This window comes from uncultured Slackia sp. (genome assembly GCF_934630525.1).
Taxonomy (GTDB): Bacteria; Actinomycetota; Coriobacteriia; order Coriobacteriales; family Eggerthellaceae; genus Slackia.
Genome location: NZ_CAKTVX010000002.1, coordinates 246,678 through 263,312 on the forward strand (window position 1 = coordinate 246,678; position 16,635 = coordinate 263,312).

The following is a 16,635-nucleotide window of genomic DNA, read 5'->3' on the forward strand; positions in this document are numbered from 1 at the left end:
GATTTATATGAAGAAACCCGTTTAATGCAAAAGCTTCTTCGCGCACTTCCCTACGCTTGTGTGGGGAAGGGCATCCACCACCTCTACGATGGTTGGAACTTTGAAATGCGCCAGGTTGTGGCGGCAGTGCTCAAGCACGGCTTCTACATTAGGCTCGACGTTCGGCTCGAACACGAGGAACGCTTTCACCGCCTGGTCGCGAACAGGGTCATCGACGCCGATGACCGCCACCTCGGCAAGGCCAGGGAATGTATTAAGAACCTCTTCAACTTCAGAGGCGGAAATATTCTCGCCAGCGCGCTTGATCATGTTGGACTTGCGATCGACGAAATACATCCAGCCGTCTTCGTCGAAATAGCCCTTATCGCCCGAACGCATCCAGCCCTTGCAATCAACGCAAGAATTCGTGGCGTCCTCATCGTTGTAGTAGCCCCTCATAAGGCTGACGCCCACCTCGCCATGGAAGACGATGTCGCCCACCTCGCCGGCAGGAAGCGCGTTGCCCTCGGGATCGACCACGCGCACATCGTAGCCCAGGCCGCTGCGGCCCACGCTCGGCCAACGACGCTCGCCATACGGCAGGTCGGTCGTTACCCAGCACACCGACTCGGTAAGACCGTAGCAGTTCTGCAGTCGCACGCCGAAGCGGTTTTCGAATTCGTCTTTCTCAGACTCCTCGATGGCCAGGTAGTATTGCACCGACTTCACGTTATGGTCGCGCTCGCCTTCCACCACGGGCTGCATCATAAGGGTGCGCACCATCATGGCGACGAGCTGCAGAGCGGTGGCGCCATATTCGCGCACCTGCGACCAATAGCGATGGGCGCTGTATTTCTCGACGAAAACGAGCGTCGCGCCACAGGTGAGCACAGGCATAAGCGCCGCGGTTTGGAAATTGGAATGGAACGCCGGCATGGTCGTGAGCAGGCGGTCGTCGGGCGAAAGGTTGCACTGCCAATCACCATAGTAGCCGCCATAGAGCAAGTTTGCGTGAGTAAGCTCAACACCCTTCGGATCGCTCGTGGTACCCGAGGTGAAAATAATCATGGCCGTATCGAGCGGATCGATGTCGACCGAAGCCGAAAACTCACTTGCCTGCCCGGCAACTTCCGCGTCGAAGTCGCGAGCCGCGTCGAAGAGCGCTTCGTCGCCCGCATGCGCGATGAACAGCGTGGGCACGTGGTGCGGCTCACCGCCAAGTGGCCCCGCAATGCAACTTTCCACGCCCGTGCAGTAGTAACACTGGCAATCGGGCTCGGCGATAACCACCGAGATGTCGCACTTCTCGAACACATACACGCATTCGGCAAGCGTGTGCTGCATGTTAATGGGCACTGCCACCGCACCGAGCTTAGCGCATGCCATGCAGCATGCGATATGCTCGGGGCTGTTGTAGAGCTGCACGCCCACATTCTGGCCGGCGGTCACGCCGACCGAGCAAAGAAGATTCGCAACGCGATTGATGTATGCATTGAATTTGGCATAGGTAAAATCGCGCTGCGAGCCATCTTTGCCATGAAACTCAAGGAAGGTATGCGACCCCCTGTTAGTGGCGAGCCATTCCCACATGTCAGCCAAATTCTGGTTTCCCACAATAGTTGCCATGCGCTAAAACCTTTCCTCCGAATTCCTGGTAAAAAATCCCCAGTTTTTAAATGTGGCCCGCACGAATGCGGGCCACATCAGCAATTACGCCGCGATGAAAATCGCGAAATCCCGCTTAGTTCTCGCCGATCTTGACGACGTTCTTCTCAGCGAGCTCCTGCACCTGCTCGGCGGTGTAGCCAAGCTTGGTGAGGGTATCCATGGTGTCGCCACCCTGGGCAGGCATCGGGCGCCAAATCTGGCCCGGAGTCTGCTCGAAGCGAGGCATGGGAGACAGACCCTTGAAGGTGTCGCCGTCTTTGGTCTCCCACTCGACGAAGTTGCCACGGGCAGCCATGTGCTTGTCGGCGACCATGTCTTCGAACTCATAGACGCTCTGAGCGGCGATGGCATGCTCGGCCAAAATAGCCTCGAGCTCAAGCTTCGTGCGCTCGAGCAGCCAAGCCTCAAGGCGCTTCTCGAACTCTTCAGCGATGGGCATGGACAGCCACAGGGAAGCGGTGTCCTCGGGCAGATCGGGGGTGCCCCAGTGCTCGCCCAGGCCGAGCTCTTCAATGATCCACTTGTTCTGGCGAATGCCGAACAGGTTCAAAGCGATGAAGCCGTCAGCGCACTTGTACACGCCGATGCCGCAGAGATTCTGGTTGCGAGCGCCAGCGCGAGGCCACTTGATGCCGTCGTTGAGGAAGTCGACCAAGTAGTACTGGCTCATGTACATGATGCCTTCGTACATAGCCCAGTCGATGCTCTCGCCCTGACCAGTGCGATCGGCCTTGCGCAGAGCAGCCAGGGAGGCGGCAATGAGCAGGTAAGAGTTGATGTAGTCACCAGAGTACGGCATGGTGATCATCGGCTGCTCGGGAGTGCCGTTCTGGCAGGTGAGGCCAGCGTAGGGGCCAACGGTGCCGTCGTAGGCAGGACGCTTGACACGGTCGGGGTCGCCGAATTTACCATAGCCGGAGCAGTGGACGATGATGAGCTTGGGGTTAACGGCCCACATATCCTCATCGGTGAAGCCCTTGCGATCCCACGTGCCGCCCTTGGAGGACTCGAAGAAGATGTCGGTGTCCTTGAGCATCTTCAACAGAACTTCTTTGCCCTCGGGGGTGAACTGGTTCAGAGCGACGGAGCGGCAGTTACGACGCTCGGCCTGAGCAGCGTTCTTAGCGTCGCGAACGGTGTCGCCATAGCCCGTGTTCTCGAGCCACGTAACATCGGCACCCCAGTCAGCCATGATGTTGCAAGCGCGAGGAATAGCTTCCTCCATTGCAGCGAAGACGATTTTGACGTCGTCGAGAACACCAAAGCTCGGTTTTTCGGTAGGAATGGCAGCCATATTGCTGGTCCTTTCTCGTTTCTCAGGGTGCGCCGCGCCCTCACACGGCGCACCCGTTGAGATTTCCCCACATGCGAGGCGACTTGCGCCTCACGTTATTCGTAAACGCTGCACGGCCCCGCCCACGACGGGGCCACACGATGCGAATTACTGGCGATACGCCTTGATAGCGTTCTTGGAAGCGGTGAGAATCATCATCTCGTCGGTGCCGCCGGAGACGCGGTCGACACGCAGGTCGCGCCAGATGCGGTTGATGCGGTGCTCGGAAGCAACGGCGATGCCGCCCATGACCTGCATAGCGTCGTCAACGACCTCGAAGGAAGCGTTGGCGCAGAAGTACTTGCACATTGCAGCCTGGCCAGCGTCGACGTCGCCGCCGAGATTGGTGTCGGCGTTCCAAGCAGCTTCGTAGAGCATGTTGCGCATGGAGTCGAGCTTGATGGCCATGTGGCAGAACTTCAGGGAGTTCAGCTGGAAGCGAGCGACCGGCTTGCCGAAGGCAACGCGAGCCCAAGCATGCTTGGCAGCGTCCTCGAAAGCAGAGATAGCCGTGCCGTAGTCGCACGCAGCAACGAGCCAGCGCTCGAAGTTGAAGTCAGCGACGCCGCGGTTGAAGCCGTTGCCCTCTTTGCCGAAGAAGTCCTTCTCCTCCATCTCGACGTTGTCGAGGTAGACCTCGCAGCAGGAGTCCATACGCAGGCCCAGCTTGGTGAGCGGGGACAGCGAGATGCCCGGCTTGGACATGTCGACGAAGAACTCGGAGATGACGTCCGGGTTGTCAGCGTCGCGGCACATGATGATGAGGTACTTAACACCCTTGGAAGAGGTGATGAAGGTCTTGGTGCCGTTGAGGTAAATCTTGCCGTTCTCGCGCTTGTAGGTGGTCACGAGGCCGGAAACGTCAGAGCCGGCGCCCGGCTCGGTGCAAGCGGAGTTCACAACCTGCTCGCCCGTGCCCAGATACTTCAGGCAAGCGTCGATCTGCTCCTGAGTGCCTTCGCGGACGATGGTGTTGTAACCGGTGAGCAAGTACAGAACGTAGGTCGGGGCACCGTACTGGCCGAGAACCTCGTAGATAGCCATCAGAGTGGTGATGGGCTGCTCGAGGCCGAGGCCACCGTGCTCCTCATCGAGCATGATGCGGTCGAAGCCCATTTCGCAAAGGCCCTGGGCCCAGCGCAGCGGGTACTCGTGCTTCTCATCGCACTCGTGGAAGTAGGTCTCCCAGTTCTCGCTCTCCATGTAGTCGCGGTAGGACGCCACGATGAGCTCTTGTTCGTCGGTCAGATTAAAATCCATTGAGAACCTCCTTATTGGTTGCACTCACATCCGGTCTCGCCGGAATATGACAGGATTGGGGTGGGCATCTGCCCTATTGAAGCTACGCCTGATGGCGGGTCTTCCAGAATTCAGCGGAATGTTCGATGCACTCAATAGCCTCGTCGAGCATTCGGGAGTAGTGAACGAAAGCATGCAGCACGCCTTCGAACACTTCGTGCTGGTTGCGCACGCCGTTGGTGTCGAGAACGCGATGCAAAAGCTCTGAATCGTCACGCAGCGGGTCAAGGCCGGCAGCGGCGATGTAACACACAGGCATGCTCGTCGTAAGGTCGTTATGGAACATGTCCACGTACGGCGCCTTGGTTTCGGCAGCCAGGTCGTTGAGCCAGCACTCGTTGTAGTAGATAAGGTCTTCCTTGCGCATGCCGTCGATATCCCAACCGTACAGGCGCTGCGACATGGAATCCTCAAGGCCATAGAAGCCGTAATACAGAAGCAGGCTCTTCACGAAGGAGTTGTCACCCTCTTCGTCGCGCAGCCACAAATTCGATGCCATCGAAAGCACTGCGCCGCCCGAGTCGCCGGCGAACGAAAGGTCGTCGCCGTCGATGCCTTCTTCAGCACCATGCTCGTGCAGGTGCTTGGCGACCATCACGCACTCCTGAATGTTGGTGGGATACTTCGACTCAGGAGACAGGTGGTAGTCGACGCTCACGACAACCGCACCCGTTTTCTCGGCGAGAATGCGGCACACGCGATCGTGGGTGTCGGGGCTGCCCACAACAAAACCGCCGCCGTGAATGAACTCGATCACGGGAAGCTTCTCGGCTTCGACGGGGTAATAATAGCGAGCCATGAATTCGCCCATGGGACCCTCGAACGTACGCTCGACGGTCTTGGCCATAACCGGACCGCCCTCGTTCCAGAAGCGGCGCTCGCGCACGTAGTTCTCGCGCATCTCGGCGAATCCTACATCGGTGACGAAGGCGTCACCTGCAAGCTCGGCCGACTTCTGGAGGACGGCTTTCATCTGATCGTTCATAAGCAGCTGCGGATCGACTTTGTTTTCCATGTTCAATCCTTTCTTGATGACTTGGGAAAGTGGAGAGGCGTTTGGCGTCGCCTCTCCACGAGGCCAGCGGATTCGCTGGTAGTAAGGGACCTGTGCGGCCGGTCGGCGTTATGCGGGCCGGCCGCTAAAGTGCTTGAAAGTTACTTGGCCTGAGAGGCAGCGTGCTTCTTGGTAGCACGGATGCACATGACCAGGAAGATGATGCCGAGGACGGCGAACATGATCTCGAAGCCGAAGATCTGATTGAAGGCTGCGACGCCGGAAGCGTCGATCAGCGAGCCGTACCAGGTGTGAATGAACACGTCAGGCAGGAAGCCGATAACGGAAAGGATGCCAGCGGCGGTGCCGAAGATTCGCATCGGAATGCCGAGCTCGGAGAGCGGCGAGGAGCCGATGGAGAAAGCGCCGTAGGTGGCGAAGCCGAACACGACAACCAGGCAAGAAGCCATGATGGACATGCCGGGATCCTGCGGCAGAACGATGAAGACGCCCAGAACCACGATGGCGAGCGCGAAGCAGCCCATGATGGTCTTGGAAGACTTAGCCTTCGCAGCGATAGCGCCGATAACCGGGCCAGCGAGCAGGCCAATACCATAGGTACGAATGAGGCCAACAACGTTCACGACGTTGGCGTCGGTACCCAGAGCCTGAGACAGGTACGGGGTGGTGTAGGTAGCGCCCTGGTATACGCAGTAGACGCAGAAGTAACCGAGGCAAGCCCACAGAACGCCGGGGGTCTTGATGGCCTCAGCGGCGTCAGCGAGGCTGAAGAGCTTGGAGTCCTTGTTGATCTCGCCCTTGAAGTCGGGAATGAAGACGAAGGACAGAACGCCGAGGATGGCAATCAGAACACCAAGGAAGATGATGACCGACTGCATAGCGAGGGTCGTATCGGGAATAGCAGCAACGATAGCAACGTTGATCATGCCGATAACGAGGCCGGCAACACCGTAGATGGAGTAGGAAACGCCAATGCGGGCAGGATATTCCTCCTCTTCGCAGCACAGACGAATGACCTTGAAACGGGTGCCCCACCAAATCAGGATGGAGGTAAGGCCCATGCCGCCGAACAGCACGTAGCACATCTGCACGGAAGGAAGCATCGCGTAGAGGAACGTGAGCACTGCGGTGCCGATGAAGCCAACCCACGCCAGGGTGCGCATACGGAACTTGTCAGCCAGAATGCCCGAAGGCAGGTAGCAGATAAGAGCGACGATGCCGTAGAAGGACACCATTGCGCCCAAGTCAGCATTGGTGCAGCCGAGAGCCGTCATCAGAGGATCGTAGAAGACGCCCTTCAGATACATCGGCGTGTAGATGATGGAGGAACCCATCGAAATGAGGATGATCAAGAACCACTTGTGGAAACCAGTGAGGTCCTTGTACGTCACCTCGCCCTTGCTCTTTGCAAGAATGGACATGTGTTTTCCCTTTCTCGTTTACCTTAAGAAAGCAATGCTTTCCGGTACGAGCGCCCCTCTCCTTGCTTATGAAGTTCTTGATCGTTTTCCGAATTGCTCCGTTCAAAAGAGCCAAGAACTTCATAAGAACTCGCGGGACGCGTGTCGCGCATGCGCGACGCCAAATAGGTAGGCCCCTTAAGCCCAGCGAATTCCGCCTCCTTCCAAGGGATCGTGCCACCGCATGAAGCCTTATTCCGTGGTTTCGGCTTTTGTTGCCGACCCCGGTTCCCCTAAGGCCTCACCGATCAGACAAGTTGCATTTTGTGGCCGAATCGTGAAGCGCGCTATCGCTTATTGACTATGAATCACGCTTTACTGGCAAACGAGTTAGTGGATAATTGGCGCATACTTAAAAACGCGTGATGCAGGTTTAATCCAGGTGAATTACCCTATTCAGCATAAATCTGGCCTATTGGAACAAAAAAATCGATAAGCTAGATTAATCAATCGGCATATGCTGCACTGCGCGAGGTAAAGGATGGGGAGCGCTGTGAGTATGGTTTCCTTCTTCGGAAGCGATGCGGAATCGGAAGAAAAAAGGGATGCGTTAGGCGTCCATTATCTTGGCCTGAGCCTCGTGCTCGCGTGGTTTTATTGCCTGTGGTTCTCGCCAAGCGTGTTCGTATGCACGCCGCTTATGGGCCGCGCCATGGTGTATTCCTGGCTTGCGAGCCTCGCGTTTTCGGCGCTTGCATTCCTCGTAATGCCGTTGGCGCTTCGACGCATCAATATATATGAGCACCCTACCCTTGTATGGGTTTCGGCCGGAACGCTTGCCGTGGGCACGCTGCTGTTCACACTCGTGGAGCCGCTGGCGACTATACCCTTCTTCATTTGGGTGGTGTTCCCCATTGTGCTGGCCGTGGCCAACGTGATTCTATGGGCTGCATGGGGCGAATTCCATACGCGCAAACGCTCGACGTTCGCAGTTGGTAAATTCGCACTTGTCTACGGGTCAGTAATGCTCGTAGCGATGATCATGACCGAGATTTTGCCCGCGCCTGTATCGAACGTGTTCGTGGCGCTGTTACCCATTGCGTGCGGCGCGGTATATAAGTTCGAAAACAAGACGGTTGAAGGGCTTGCGTTCCCCACGCTTTTGCCGAAGGCAATTCGCAAGAAGACGAATCGTGCAACGCTTATTATGTCGGTTTCGCTGTGCATCGCGTGCGTGGCCTGCTACTTCACGATTGCTATAGTTCCTGAAGACAATATCCTCACAGGTGCGGCGGCATACCCCTTGGGCATGGGCTTTGCGGCGCTTTTGTGCCTTGTTATTGCATCGATCGCACGCGCGGGCAAGCACACCGAAGCCGCGTACAAGCTTCTTCCCCTCTTCATGGTTGCAACCATTGTCGCCATCGCCTTTTTCCTGAACAATATGGTCGAGCTCGATACGATCGCGTTCACGCTCGCTGTGATTCTGACCGGCATTTTCGAGTTGTTCGTGATTTCGTATTTCGGCACTATGTCGGCGAAGGGCTACATGGCCCCCGTTGCGGCGTTTTGCGCGTCGAGCGCCATTGTGCGCCTGGGCTTTTCGATTGGCGAAGTCTGGGCCGTGCTCTACGAGGATATTCAAGGCATTTGGAACACGCTCGTTGAGCCCACGTCACTGTTCCTTATGTGCCTTGTGGCGCTGGCGCTTATTCCGCTCGTGCGCAGCGAGGGCGACATTATTCACGTAACCACGGCGCCCGCCACGCAGAACGACACCGAAGAGATTTGCGACGCGGTTATCGTGGAATTCAAGCTCTCGAAGCGCGAGGGCGAGATTCTGAAGCTCGTGGCGCGCGGCTACACGGTGGACAACATCTCGAACAAACTCGTGATTAGCCCCTATACTACGCAGACGCACATTCGCCACATTTACGCGAAGATGAACATTCACAAGCGCAGCGAGCTGTTGGACTACATCAACATGCATCGCGACAGCGAAAAGCCCGTACGCCCCGCCGCAAAGGCCGAGAAGAAGTAACGGGAAACGGGAGAAGATGGTTGAGGCGCCCTGCGGGGCGTCTCTTTTGGCGTTGGGACGATCTAGCGAAAGAAAACCTTACCATCCATACATAGCTCGTATCTGTCTGCAGACCGCTCGTTTCCTGAATCTTAAATCAGGATATTAATCGCCGAAAACAACGCACGTTCTCGATGCCCAGCGCAATCAGAAACATAACTTCGGTCTTCCCCGCTCAAACATTGAATGACGAGACATCGAAAGCCTCGCAGCTCTTCTATGTATTCGGATAAAACGAGACAACAGCTTGCGCAATGCCCGTTGACGCTGGATGCCGGCCCCTTATTAACCGATATGCCCAGTTAGGCCTAAAGCGCAAAAACAGGTACCTCGTCTAGCCCTTAATCATCGCATCCCCGCAATGCAATCGCGTTCAGCAATTCAACCCTCGTATGGACATCGAATTTGCCATAAATGTGTCGCGTGTGACTTCTGACGGTTTCAACCGATATGGTCAATTCGCTTGCGATGAACCCACGATCGTAGCCCTTTACCAAATACGGAAGTATCTCAGATTCCCTCGGCGTCAGCCCCTTTTCCAAGGCGGCCTCGCTACACAGTTCGTCACCCTCCCCAATGTAGCAACCGTCAATGCGATAGGCACAGAGACAATCCCGCACCCAGCCCGCAAACAAAGAAGGAACTGCCGGAGATGCATCGATAAATTGCAGCATGACGTCCGCATCGCTCCTCACGAAAATCCTGGCGCAAACAGCGATTGCAGTACCTACGCCGATACCGCTCGTAGCGAAGAGAACAGCCGACGGGATCTGCTCATATCAAAAAAGGAGCCGACAGAGCGTATCTCCGTCGACTCCAAGAACCAAGCACCGCTTTGAAATAGCCTTAGATATCTGACATTCAAGAAGAAGCCAGGGCCATCTACTGGCTATCCGATAAATTACTTCCAGCACACCCTGCATGGGCTCGATTTCCCAGATGCCGCAACCGAGCCAGACATGATGTTGCTTGAACGCTTCAGCGATGTGCAATTCGGCGTTTTATGGTAGACGTCGCCATTAGCAACCCAATATACATATTGCCAACAACCGCTGTCATCAACATAGTAGCCATCAGCAACTTGGTTAGTGGCCATTTTTCCACTTGCCAACACATAGCAATCGCCAACCCACCTCGACGTCTGCATCGCTCCGGAGCCGTCGAAGTAATACCAGGAGCCGCCAATCTCGCGCCAGCCGGTCGCCATCGCGCCAGAGCCATCGAACCAGTACCAGGCGCCGCCGACGCTCTGCCAGCCGGTCTGCATCACGCCGGAGCCGGAGAGGTAGTACCAGGACCCGCCGCTCGAAAGCCATCCGGTCTGCATCGCTCCGGAGCCGCCGAAGCAATACCAGGAGCCGCCAACCTCGCGCCAGCCGGTCGCCATCGCGCCAGAGCCATCGAACCAGTACCAGGCGCCGCCGACGCTCTGCCAGCCGGTCTGCATCACGCCGGAGCCGGAGAGGTAGTACCAGGACCCGCCGCTCGAAAGCCATCCGGTCTGCATCGCTCCGGAGCCGCCGAAGCAATACCAGGAGCCGCCAACCTCGCGCCAGCCGGTCGCCATCGCGCCAGAGCCATCGAACCAGTACCAGGAGCCGCCGACGCTCTGCCAGCCGGTCTGCATCACGCCGGAGCCGGACAGGTAGTACCAGGAGCCGCCGCTCGCGAGCCAGCCGGTCTGCATCCAGCCGTTAGCATCGAAGTAGTAATGCTCGCCATCGATTATTTCCCAGGTAGAAACGGGATAGCTACCGTCGCCGTAATTCCACCACCAACGACCATTGCTCTCAACCCATTTGCCCGTTATTTCAACCATTTGCCTTTCGTAAACGGCAGAAACATTGTTCGGCACTTCTTCTGCGGCATATTGCTTGCCCGAATTGATATCTCTCCACTCGTAAGCAACGGTTCCATCTTGCCCAGACGCTGGCAGCGAGCAAAGCCTCTCTGAGCCGGCCCCCGAAAACGAGAACGATGAGCCAAGCGTCACCATGGCAAGGGAGTCGCATCCCTCAAACATGCTTTGCATCCGAGTTGCTTTTGAGGTGTCAAAGTTCGACAAATCAAGCGTTTCCAGAGATGAGCAATCTTCAAACATCACATTCATATTGAGAACTTGAGAGGTATTGAAGCCAGACACATCTATCGATTTCAGGGACGAGCAGCGAGCGAACATTGCCGCCATATCACTGACGTTCGAAGTGTCCAGGCCAGCAAGGTTCACGGATTCAAGGGCTGAACAATCCGAAAACATCCCCTGCATGCTTGTGACGCAAGAAGAATCAACACCTGAAAGATCGAGCGATTTCAAAGACTCGCAAGCAAGAAACATGCTGTCCATATTTACGGCAGACGAAGTATCCAGCCCCGTGAGGTCGATAGATTCGGCGTTATGAAGATACGCGAACATATAGGCCGGCTTCTCCACCTTGACAACACCCTCAAAGCGAACATTCAAGATTTCGTCTTCGTAGCTCGACCACGGCGCGCTCGTGTAATAGTAATCAAGCTCAGCGCTTGGCGCACCGTTTGCAGGACGAATGACGAGGCAACCTTGGTCGATTGCCCACTCGCACTGCCCATATTGGTTCCAGGTTGTGGAAACTCCCATTGCGGATGAATCGCCCTGAGATGCTGACGTGCCCGCAGCTACGTCATCCGCGAACGCCGGCAATGCAAGCAGCGTAAGCCCAAGACAAGACGCCAATATCATCATCGGCGCGTGCTTGAGGGCCCCTCCAATGCGTTTATGGCATTTCATATAACTCCTCCATTCTAAGTAGCTACCCAGTGTTTATTGTATAGCTGCTCGATATGATTTCCAGCTGTCTTGCTGGCCGCTTCGACGGAGGGATGGCAGTAAATACGGCGCGGGGCCGAAGAAAATCATGGGAGCTTACGCGGGCGCGGCCCCTCAGCCACAAATCATGGCCACGAACAACGCATTCAAAATCGTCCTGCCCAATGCGAACTTCACGGCAACGGAGACAAAAGAGCCCGCGGCAAATAGCACGGGGACGCCCGCTACTTCCCATTCCCGAGAGGACGAGATCCTGCGGTTCTTGGCAGAGCACCCCTCAATCACCCGAAGGGAAGCGCAGGCGTTGCTCGGGGTCGGCCGTCTAGAATGCAATGCAACGACGACAAAGGGGAATACGGGGCGCATCAACATGTCGAACCTGGCCATCGAGGCGAAGAAGCAGGTAGAAAGGACGAGCAGGATGATGGACCAATCGGTTGGGCGAACACGGGGTAATCCATTTGAAAGGAAATGCGACTCACTACCGAGTAGGCATGCATAACGTATTGCTAAGGGTTTTACGGGCCTCCGATCCAGAAGCTATCGGATAGCTGACGGATGTCCAGCCCTCGATTCTAGGCTTAATTAAATCTGGACCGCCATAGCATTCAATTTTGCAAAGAGCCGATTCGACGTATGTGATCCCGTCAATGCACCAGCCAGCGTCTTTAAGCATTGCGATCGCAAATTCAGCCGAATCGGAGGTTACCGAACTGCCGCTCCTCGTGAGGCATGCATACACAGGGAAAGAACAAGATTCCTCATGGATGCCTCGCACCCTTTGGCCATCCTCCCAAAACGCAAGGTCGGCGGTGATCCAGCGCGATTCCATCGGGAACAGTGAACCCTGTGCGACGACCTTACTGGGCATAAGGCAATAGCAATTTCGCTCCTCAAACGCCTTTACATTTCTGAGTACCCATGATGCATCATGCAATCGGGTGCCACAATAATCTCCGTAAAGAGCCGAGAAGGACCCGATGAGGGCATTTCCTACAGAATCATAATCATAGGAATACCAATCAGAAGCAAACGAAATTGAGCACGCGCCGCCCTTCTTTCTCGACTTTGCAAACTTACGCAGAAAGTCATCCCACATGCGTTCGACGTAATCGAGCGCAAGGACAACACTCTCTTCATCCGAGAGGGCCCTTTCCGCTTTCTGCTGCATAATTCCAGTCGTCTTGGCGGCACCAAATTTAAATACCATTCTTTCGAGCACCCGAATACCCGAAGGGCGGTTAGAATCCTCTATGGCCATAATAGAAAAGAACACACAGCGTAGAAGCGGATCGTTCTTATAGCGAGAAGGAAGAAGGGGGCCGTAATCTTTTTCATACGAAAAGAGCTTTTTCTCACTAACGTCAACATTGCCGCCATAATAGCTCGGTCTTCCAGCCCCGCCAAAAGAGGGCTCGATACTAGTTTTATAATCACGACGGATTCCAATGGAAACAATAATTTCAATCGCAACATAGAACAACGCGATTTCCATCTGGAACGCTAAACTCGATTGGTCGAAAATCGCAAGTCCGACCTGCGTGTATCCCTCAACAATGAATCCATCAGCAACAATCGCCAGAGCGGAAGATAGAATCGCCTCCATAACCGCCATGCAAAGAGAACGGCGCTTATTCGCAGTAATAAATTTCACTGAAAGAAAAATCAGCCAATACATCACAGTTGGCAACCATCGATAGGCCGGAAGAGGTAGACCCAAAGCGTCAAACGCCATCACGCACGCCAGCATAGGCAGACTGCAGCAAATCATTGGCGACAATACTCTATACAGGATATTCATCGCACCATTTTGCTGGTCATAAAGCTCTTCGAGGCGATACTCGACTATCGAAACGGGACCAAGAATTCTTACGAGAGGAATGCATAAAACCGCAATCGCGAAATAAACCGCAAGCCAAACGATATCTATACTCAAAAAAATCAGTCCTTAGAATTCAAAACTCTTGATAATGGCTGCATAAAACAACTCGATCGAATTAATAGGCCGCCAGACGTAGCCCCTGTCCTTTGCCGCAACTATCAGCCTTTGGCTTTTTGGCGTTAAGCCAGGCTGCCCAACCCTAGCCGATTCTTCCGCATCTCATCGCAACGCCCATCTTTATCCATTTATGGCATACGAAAAAAAGCTGAATTCTCGCCCTCAAGGAATTCATGAATCCCGCCGATTTTCCATTTGCCGTGATGTCGTATTAAGCAGATTAAGAACTTCGTCTTGCCTAAATTTCAATCCCATTCGCCGAACAGATTGCACTACAAAGCTTCGCCACCCGCTCGCGGCACCTACCTAGAGGCTCGAAGCCGGCCTGGCAAACCGCCCTGGCAATCGCAATCTTGTTCGGCGCCACAGAACGTGAGCCACTGAACTTAAAGCTCAACGGGCAAACGTAGCGACTGCCGAGCTCATGGTTCCACTTTTTCCCAGGATGGACGACCTCGATAGCGGATGCCAAAGCTTCTTCGGGCACGTAGTTCTCAATCGTCGCCCCCCAAGTAACCCAAGACATCGCGCAACTTGCCTCACACTCATCCACAATTCGCCGCTTCGTCTCGCCCAGGCTAGAGTTCTTGCTCTTCTTATCCGAGTCCATAAGCACGCAAAAATGAGTGCTGATTCGAAACAAGGCTATCAGGCTGTCATCAGAGCCGGCGGCGTTTGCGTCCAACGCATTCAGGAGCTTTCCTCCGTACAACATGACGCTGTAATGAATGCCCTCGTTAAGTCGAATGCCGCGTCCTTCAGCCCACTCTTCAATCCAATGGTTGATATAAATGCGGTCCGAAGGCCCCTCGACCCATACAACAAAATTCGACTGGAGCAAATCCGACGCCTTCGCACCCAAGTCGTCCAAAAGATCGCGAGCAACGACCATTCCATCAAGCTGACGACACGCAGATACCCCATTCGCCTTGCTCACATGGGCGACTTGAACTCCAGCGGCATTAATTATCGTCGGCGAATGCGTTGTCACGATGAAGCGGTTCGACTCATCCGTGAGCAAGAAGTCCATGAATCTCGCCTGAAGCGCTGGATGTAGGTGTATCTCGGGCTCTTCAATACATATTATCTTGTCTACGTTGCACGCAATAACCGACGCCAAGATAAGCAACTCTGTTACCCCAGTACCAAGCGATTCAAGGGGAAGGTAATCCGTGTCGGTCGTTTTAACCGAAATGACATGACTAGCATGAGATACCAAAAGCGACGCACCTTGGTCGTTCAAAACGTCGCGCACGAAGCCTTCGAGTTTGTCCCAACGTCGCCTCGACAGCTCGAAATCACCCCTCTCGGGGTTCCTCAAACGCAACAGAGCGGCTGGAAGTCCCACTCCGCTATTAATGACGCCATCCTTGCCCATCGAATCCGAATCAACGATTGATCTGACAGCATCGACTTTTAGAAACTTGGGCAGCAAGTCCCACGGCATTGCAGCACGAACGACGTTGGCGTAATTGAGCGCCGCATTGTCGGCACTACTGCAGATGGATAGAGACGCATCAGTTGGATCGATCGTCGCGTCCGAGGCCTCGTACTGCGAATACTGAGCACAAAGTGCGCTTTCATATCCAAAAGTATTTTTCTCTCGCTCAAAAGTAAAATCTATCCAGGCAGCCCTTCCTCCGTTCGCGGCATATGGAGAACCCCGAAAGAGTCTGGAAAGGCTCTCTGCGTGAAACCGCTGCCTCGGCGATTGCGCATCCCGCATTAATCTTTCATCAAGCGCATCAACGCTAACGCAAAGAGAGATTGTTGCTTGAATTTGTTCGTTGGAGTCCCGAAACCCCAACGGGGCGTCAGCCTGAACAAAAGGGTTGTCCTCTTTCCTCAGCTCACCGCGCGCATTAATCGCTCCGAGCACCTTAATAAAATAATCGATAAGCGCCGACTTGCCGCAGTTATTTTGCCCCGCAACTACCTGTACCCTATCGAACGGCCCTATACGCGCAAGCTCAGATCCGCAGAAAGACCGGTACCCACCGCGGCCAAATCGACATGTCATGATTACCGAGCCGAACAAGACCGCACTGCATATCACGCAACAAAACGCCACAATCAGAATACCGTGCAATTGCCGAAACAGCCACGTTAAAGCGAGAAGGGGCCACAAGTTTCCTCATCACCAATTGCTAACGAAGCCGACAAGTCTATGTCCTTAGCCGGATCGCCGACCATCCTGACACCCACAGCTGCAGCCTCGGGCCCAGATTCCATCGTACGACCGGCACAAAAGTCCGGACGATGGCATGGGCAAACGCAGGAAGGTTTAATCAACAAGCCTTCAATGCTCAACACTTCGCGAGTAACCACGCACGTTCTTACGCGAATTTAGAGCCCCGCCTTAGCCGGCAACGCAATGAAGAGGACACTCACCACCAACCCGTACCGAGCCGCACACGCCGTCCAGCCCAAACCAAAAAGAGGGGGGGCGCACCAGCGCAAGCCGATACACCCCTCAATCCAATCTAGCAGCATCGTCGCCACAGGTCCAAATCGACCCATTCGTCAAAGGTTATGGAATCGCGGTTGCGACGGGTTTACCAGTAGCAGGTCATGCCGGGCTTCACAAGCAGCCTTTGGCGCTGGTAGTCGTTGTAAGTTGCCACCTCGGTCGGCAATGCGGGTCGAGGCCCCACAGTGCTCATCCCTTTTATCAAAACGAAAATGCGAGGGGAAATGGAAGGACGAGAGAAAATCGCGCACATTAGCTCGTGTCAAAATGGAGCACACGATTATTCGTAAGCTAGACTAGGGCGAAATAGGCGAAGAAGCAATTGCTCGCTCCAGCATCTCGTTCGAATGCCAGAAGCATTCGAGTGTTTAGAGAGGTCGCATTCCTTGAATGCGGTAAACCCCGTCGTCGAATCGTTCAAAGCATCGACTGATGCTGCATAATTAATCTTATAAATTTGAACACACGCCCATGGCTTATTGGGCGGAGCTACGCAGGAGGCGCCATTGAAGTCAGAGCACAAACGAGCCATCAAGCAAAGTCGAGGAAGAGCATATTAAACTGCCACGGCTACAAACAAGGAGACAAC

Annotated in this window: 11 protein-coding genes; 1 reads left to right on the plus strand and 10 read right to left on the minus strand. The window is 54.9% G+C overall.

What is annotated here, in order from left to right:
• Nucleotides 1–21 precede the first annotated feature (21 nt).
• From Q0D41_RS03080 to Q0D41_RS03100, 5 genes are all read right to left on the minus strand, one after another.
• Nucleotides 22–1,605 (minus strand): AMP-binding protein, encoded by a 1,584-nt coding sequence (locus Q0D41_RS03080; protein WP_294375010.1) that lies wholly within the window; start codon nt 1,603–1,605, stop codon nt 22–24.
• Between the two features lie 115 nt (nt 1,606–1,720).
• Entirely contained in the window at nt 1,721–2,941 is a 1,221-nt protein-coding gene (caiB, locus tag Q0D41_RS03085; RefSeq protein ID WP_294375013.1) for an L-carnitine CoA-transferase, read from the minus strand.
• A gap of 147 nt (nt 2,942–3,088) precedes the next feature.
• Complete coding sequence (gene caiA, locus Q0D41_RS03090) at nt 3,089–4,240, minus strand: crotonobetainyl-CoA dehydrogenase (RefSeq protein WP_114616050.1); 1,152 nt, start codon at nt 4,238–4,240, stop codon at nt 3,089–3,091.
• Between the two features lie 82 nt (nt 4,241–4,322).
• Nucleotides 4,323–5,294, minus strand: a complete 972-nt coding sequence (gene aes, locus Q0D41_RS03095) for an acetyl esterase (protein WP_294375019.1) — start codon at nt 5,292–5,294, stop codon at nt 4,323–4,325.
• A gap of 140 nt (nt 5,295–5,434) precedes the next feature.
• Complete coding sequence (locus Q0D41_RS03100; RefSeq protein WP_294375021.1) at nt 5,435–6,715, minus strand: MFS transporter; 1,281 nt, start codon at nt 6,713–6,715, stop codon at nt 5,435–5,437.
• A 538-nt stretch (nt 6,716–7,253) separates the two neighbouring features.
• On the opposite strand from Q0D41_RS03100, the gene Q0D41_RS03105 reads away from it, so the two are divergent.
• The gene (locus Q0D41_RS03105) at nt 7,254–8,735 is read left to right on the plus strand and encodes a response regulator transcription factor (protein WP_294375173.1); all 1,482 of its coding nucleotides are present in this window, start codon (nt 7,254–7,256) and stop codon (nt 8,733–8,735) included.
• A 380-nt stretch (nt 8,736–9,115) separates the two neighbouring features.
• On the opposite strand, the gene Q0D41_RS03110 is transcribed toward Q0D41_RS03105, so the two are convergent.
• The 5 genes from Q0D41_RS03110 to Q0D41_RS03130 form a co-directional block, all read right to left on the minus strand.
• Nucleotides 9,116–9,448 (minus strand): response regulator transcription factor, encoded by a 333-nt coding sequence (locus Q0D41_RS03110; protein WP_294375024.1) that lies wholly within the window; start codon nt 9,446–9,448, stop codon nt 9,116–9,118.
• A gap of 227 nt (nt 9,449–9,675) precedes the next feature.
• Nucleotides 9,676–11,388 carry a BspA family leucine-rich repeat surface protein gene (locus tag Q0D41_RS03115; RefSeq protein ID WP_294375025.1) on the minus strand — a complete coding sequence of 571 codons (1,713 nt, stop codon included), beginning with the start codon at nt 11,386–11,388 and terminating at the stop codon, nt 9,676–9,678.
• 670 nt (nt 11,389–12,058) lie between these two features.
• A complete protein-coding gene (locus tag Q0D41_RS03120; protein WP_294375026.1) occupies nt 12,059–13,513 on the minus strand; it encodes a hypothetical protein in 1,455 nt (484 codons plus the stop codon).
• A 301-nt stretch (nt 13,514–13,814) separates the two neighbouring features.
• On the minus strand, nt 13,815–15,614 hold the full coding sequence (locus tag Q0D41_RS03125; RefSeq protein WP_294375028.1) for an AAA family ATPase: 1,800 nt from the start codon (nt 15,612–15,614) through the stop codon (nt 13,815–13,817).
• A gap of 517 nt (nt 15,615–16,131) precedes the next feature.
• Nucleotides 16,132–16,299: a sugar transferase gene (locus Q0D41_RS03130; RefSeq protein ID WP_294375030.1), complete on the minus strand. Its 168-nt coding sequence runs from the start codon at nt 16,297–16,299 to the stop codon at nt 16,132–16,134.
• Nucleotides 16,300–16,635: the final 336 nt, after the last annotated feature.

Excerpts from the sequence above, each read along its gene's own strand:
- Q0D41_RS03080 (WP_294375010.1), bottom strand. The coding sequence starts at position 1,605 with ATGGCAACTATTGTGGGAAACCAGAATTTGGCTGACATGTGGGAATGG.
- caiB (WP_294375013.1), bottom strand. The coding sequence starts at position 2,941 with ATGGCTGCCATTCCTACCGAAAAACCGAGCTTTGGTGTTCTCGACGAC.
- caiA (WP_114616050.1), bottom strand. The coding sequence starts at position 4,240 with ATGGATTTTAATCTGACCGACGAACAAGAGCTCATCGTGGCGTCCTAC.
- aes (WP_294375019.1), bottom strand. The coding sequence starts at position 5,294 with ATGGAAAACAAAGTCGATCCGCAGCTGCTTATGAACGATCAGATGAAA.
- Q0D41_RS03100 (WP_294375021.1), bottom strand. The coding sequence starts at position 6,715 with ATGTCCATTCTTGCAAAGAGCAAGGGCGAGGTGACGTACAAGGACCTC.
- Q0D41_RS03105 (WP_294375173.1), top strand. The coding sequence starts at position 7,254 with ATGGTTTCCTTCTTCGGAAGCGATGCGGAATCGGAAGAAAAAAGGGAT.
- Q0D41_RS03110 (WP_294375024.1), bottom strand. The coding sequence starts at position 9,448 with ATGCTGCAATTTATCGATGCATCTCCGGCAGTTCCTTCTTTGTTTGCG.
- Q0D41_RS03115 (WP_294375025.1), bottom strand. The coding sequence starts at position 11,388 with ATGGGAGTTTCCACAACCTGGAACCAATATGGGCAGTGCGAGTGGGCA.
- Q0D41_RS03130 (WP_294375030.1), bottom strand. The coding sequence starts at position 16,299 with ATGTGCGCGATTTTCTCTCGTCCTTCCATTTCCCCTCGCATTTTCGTT.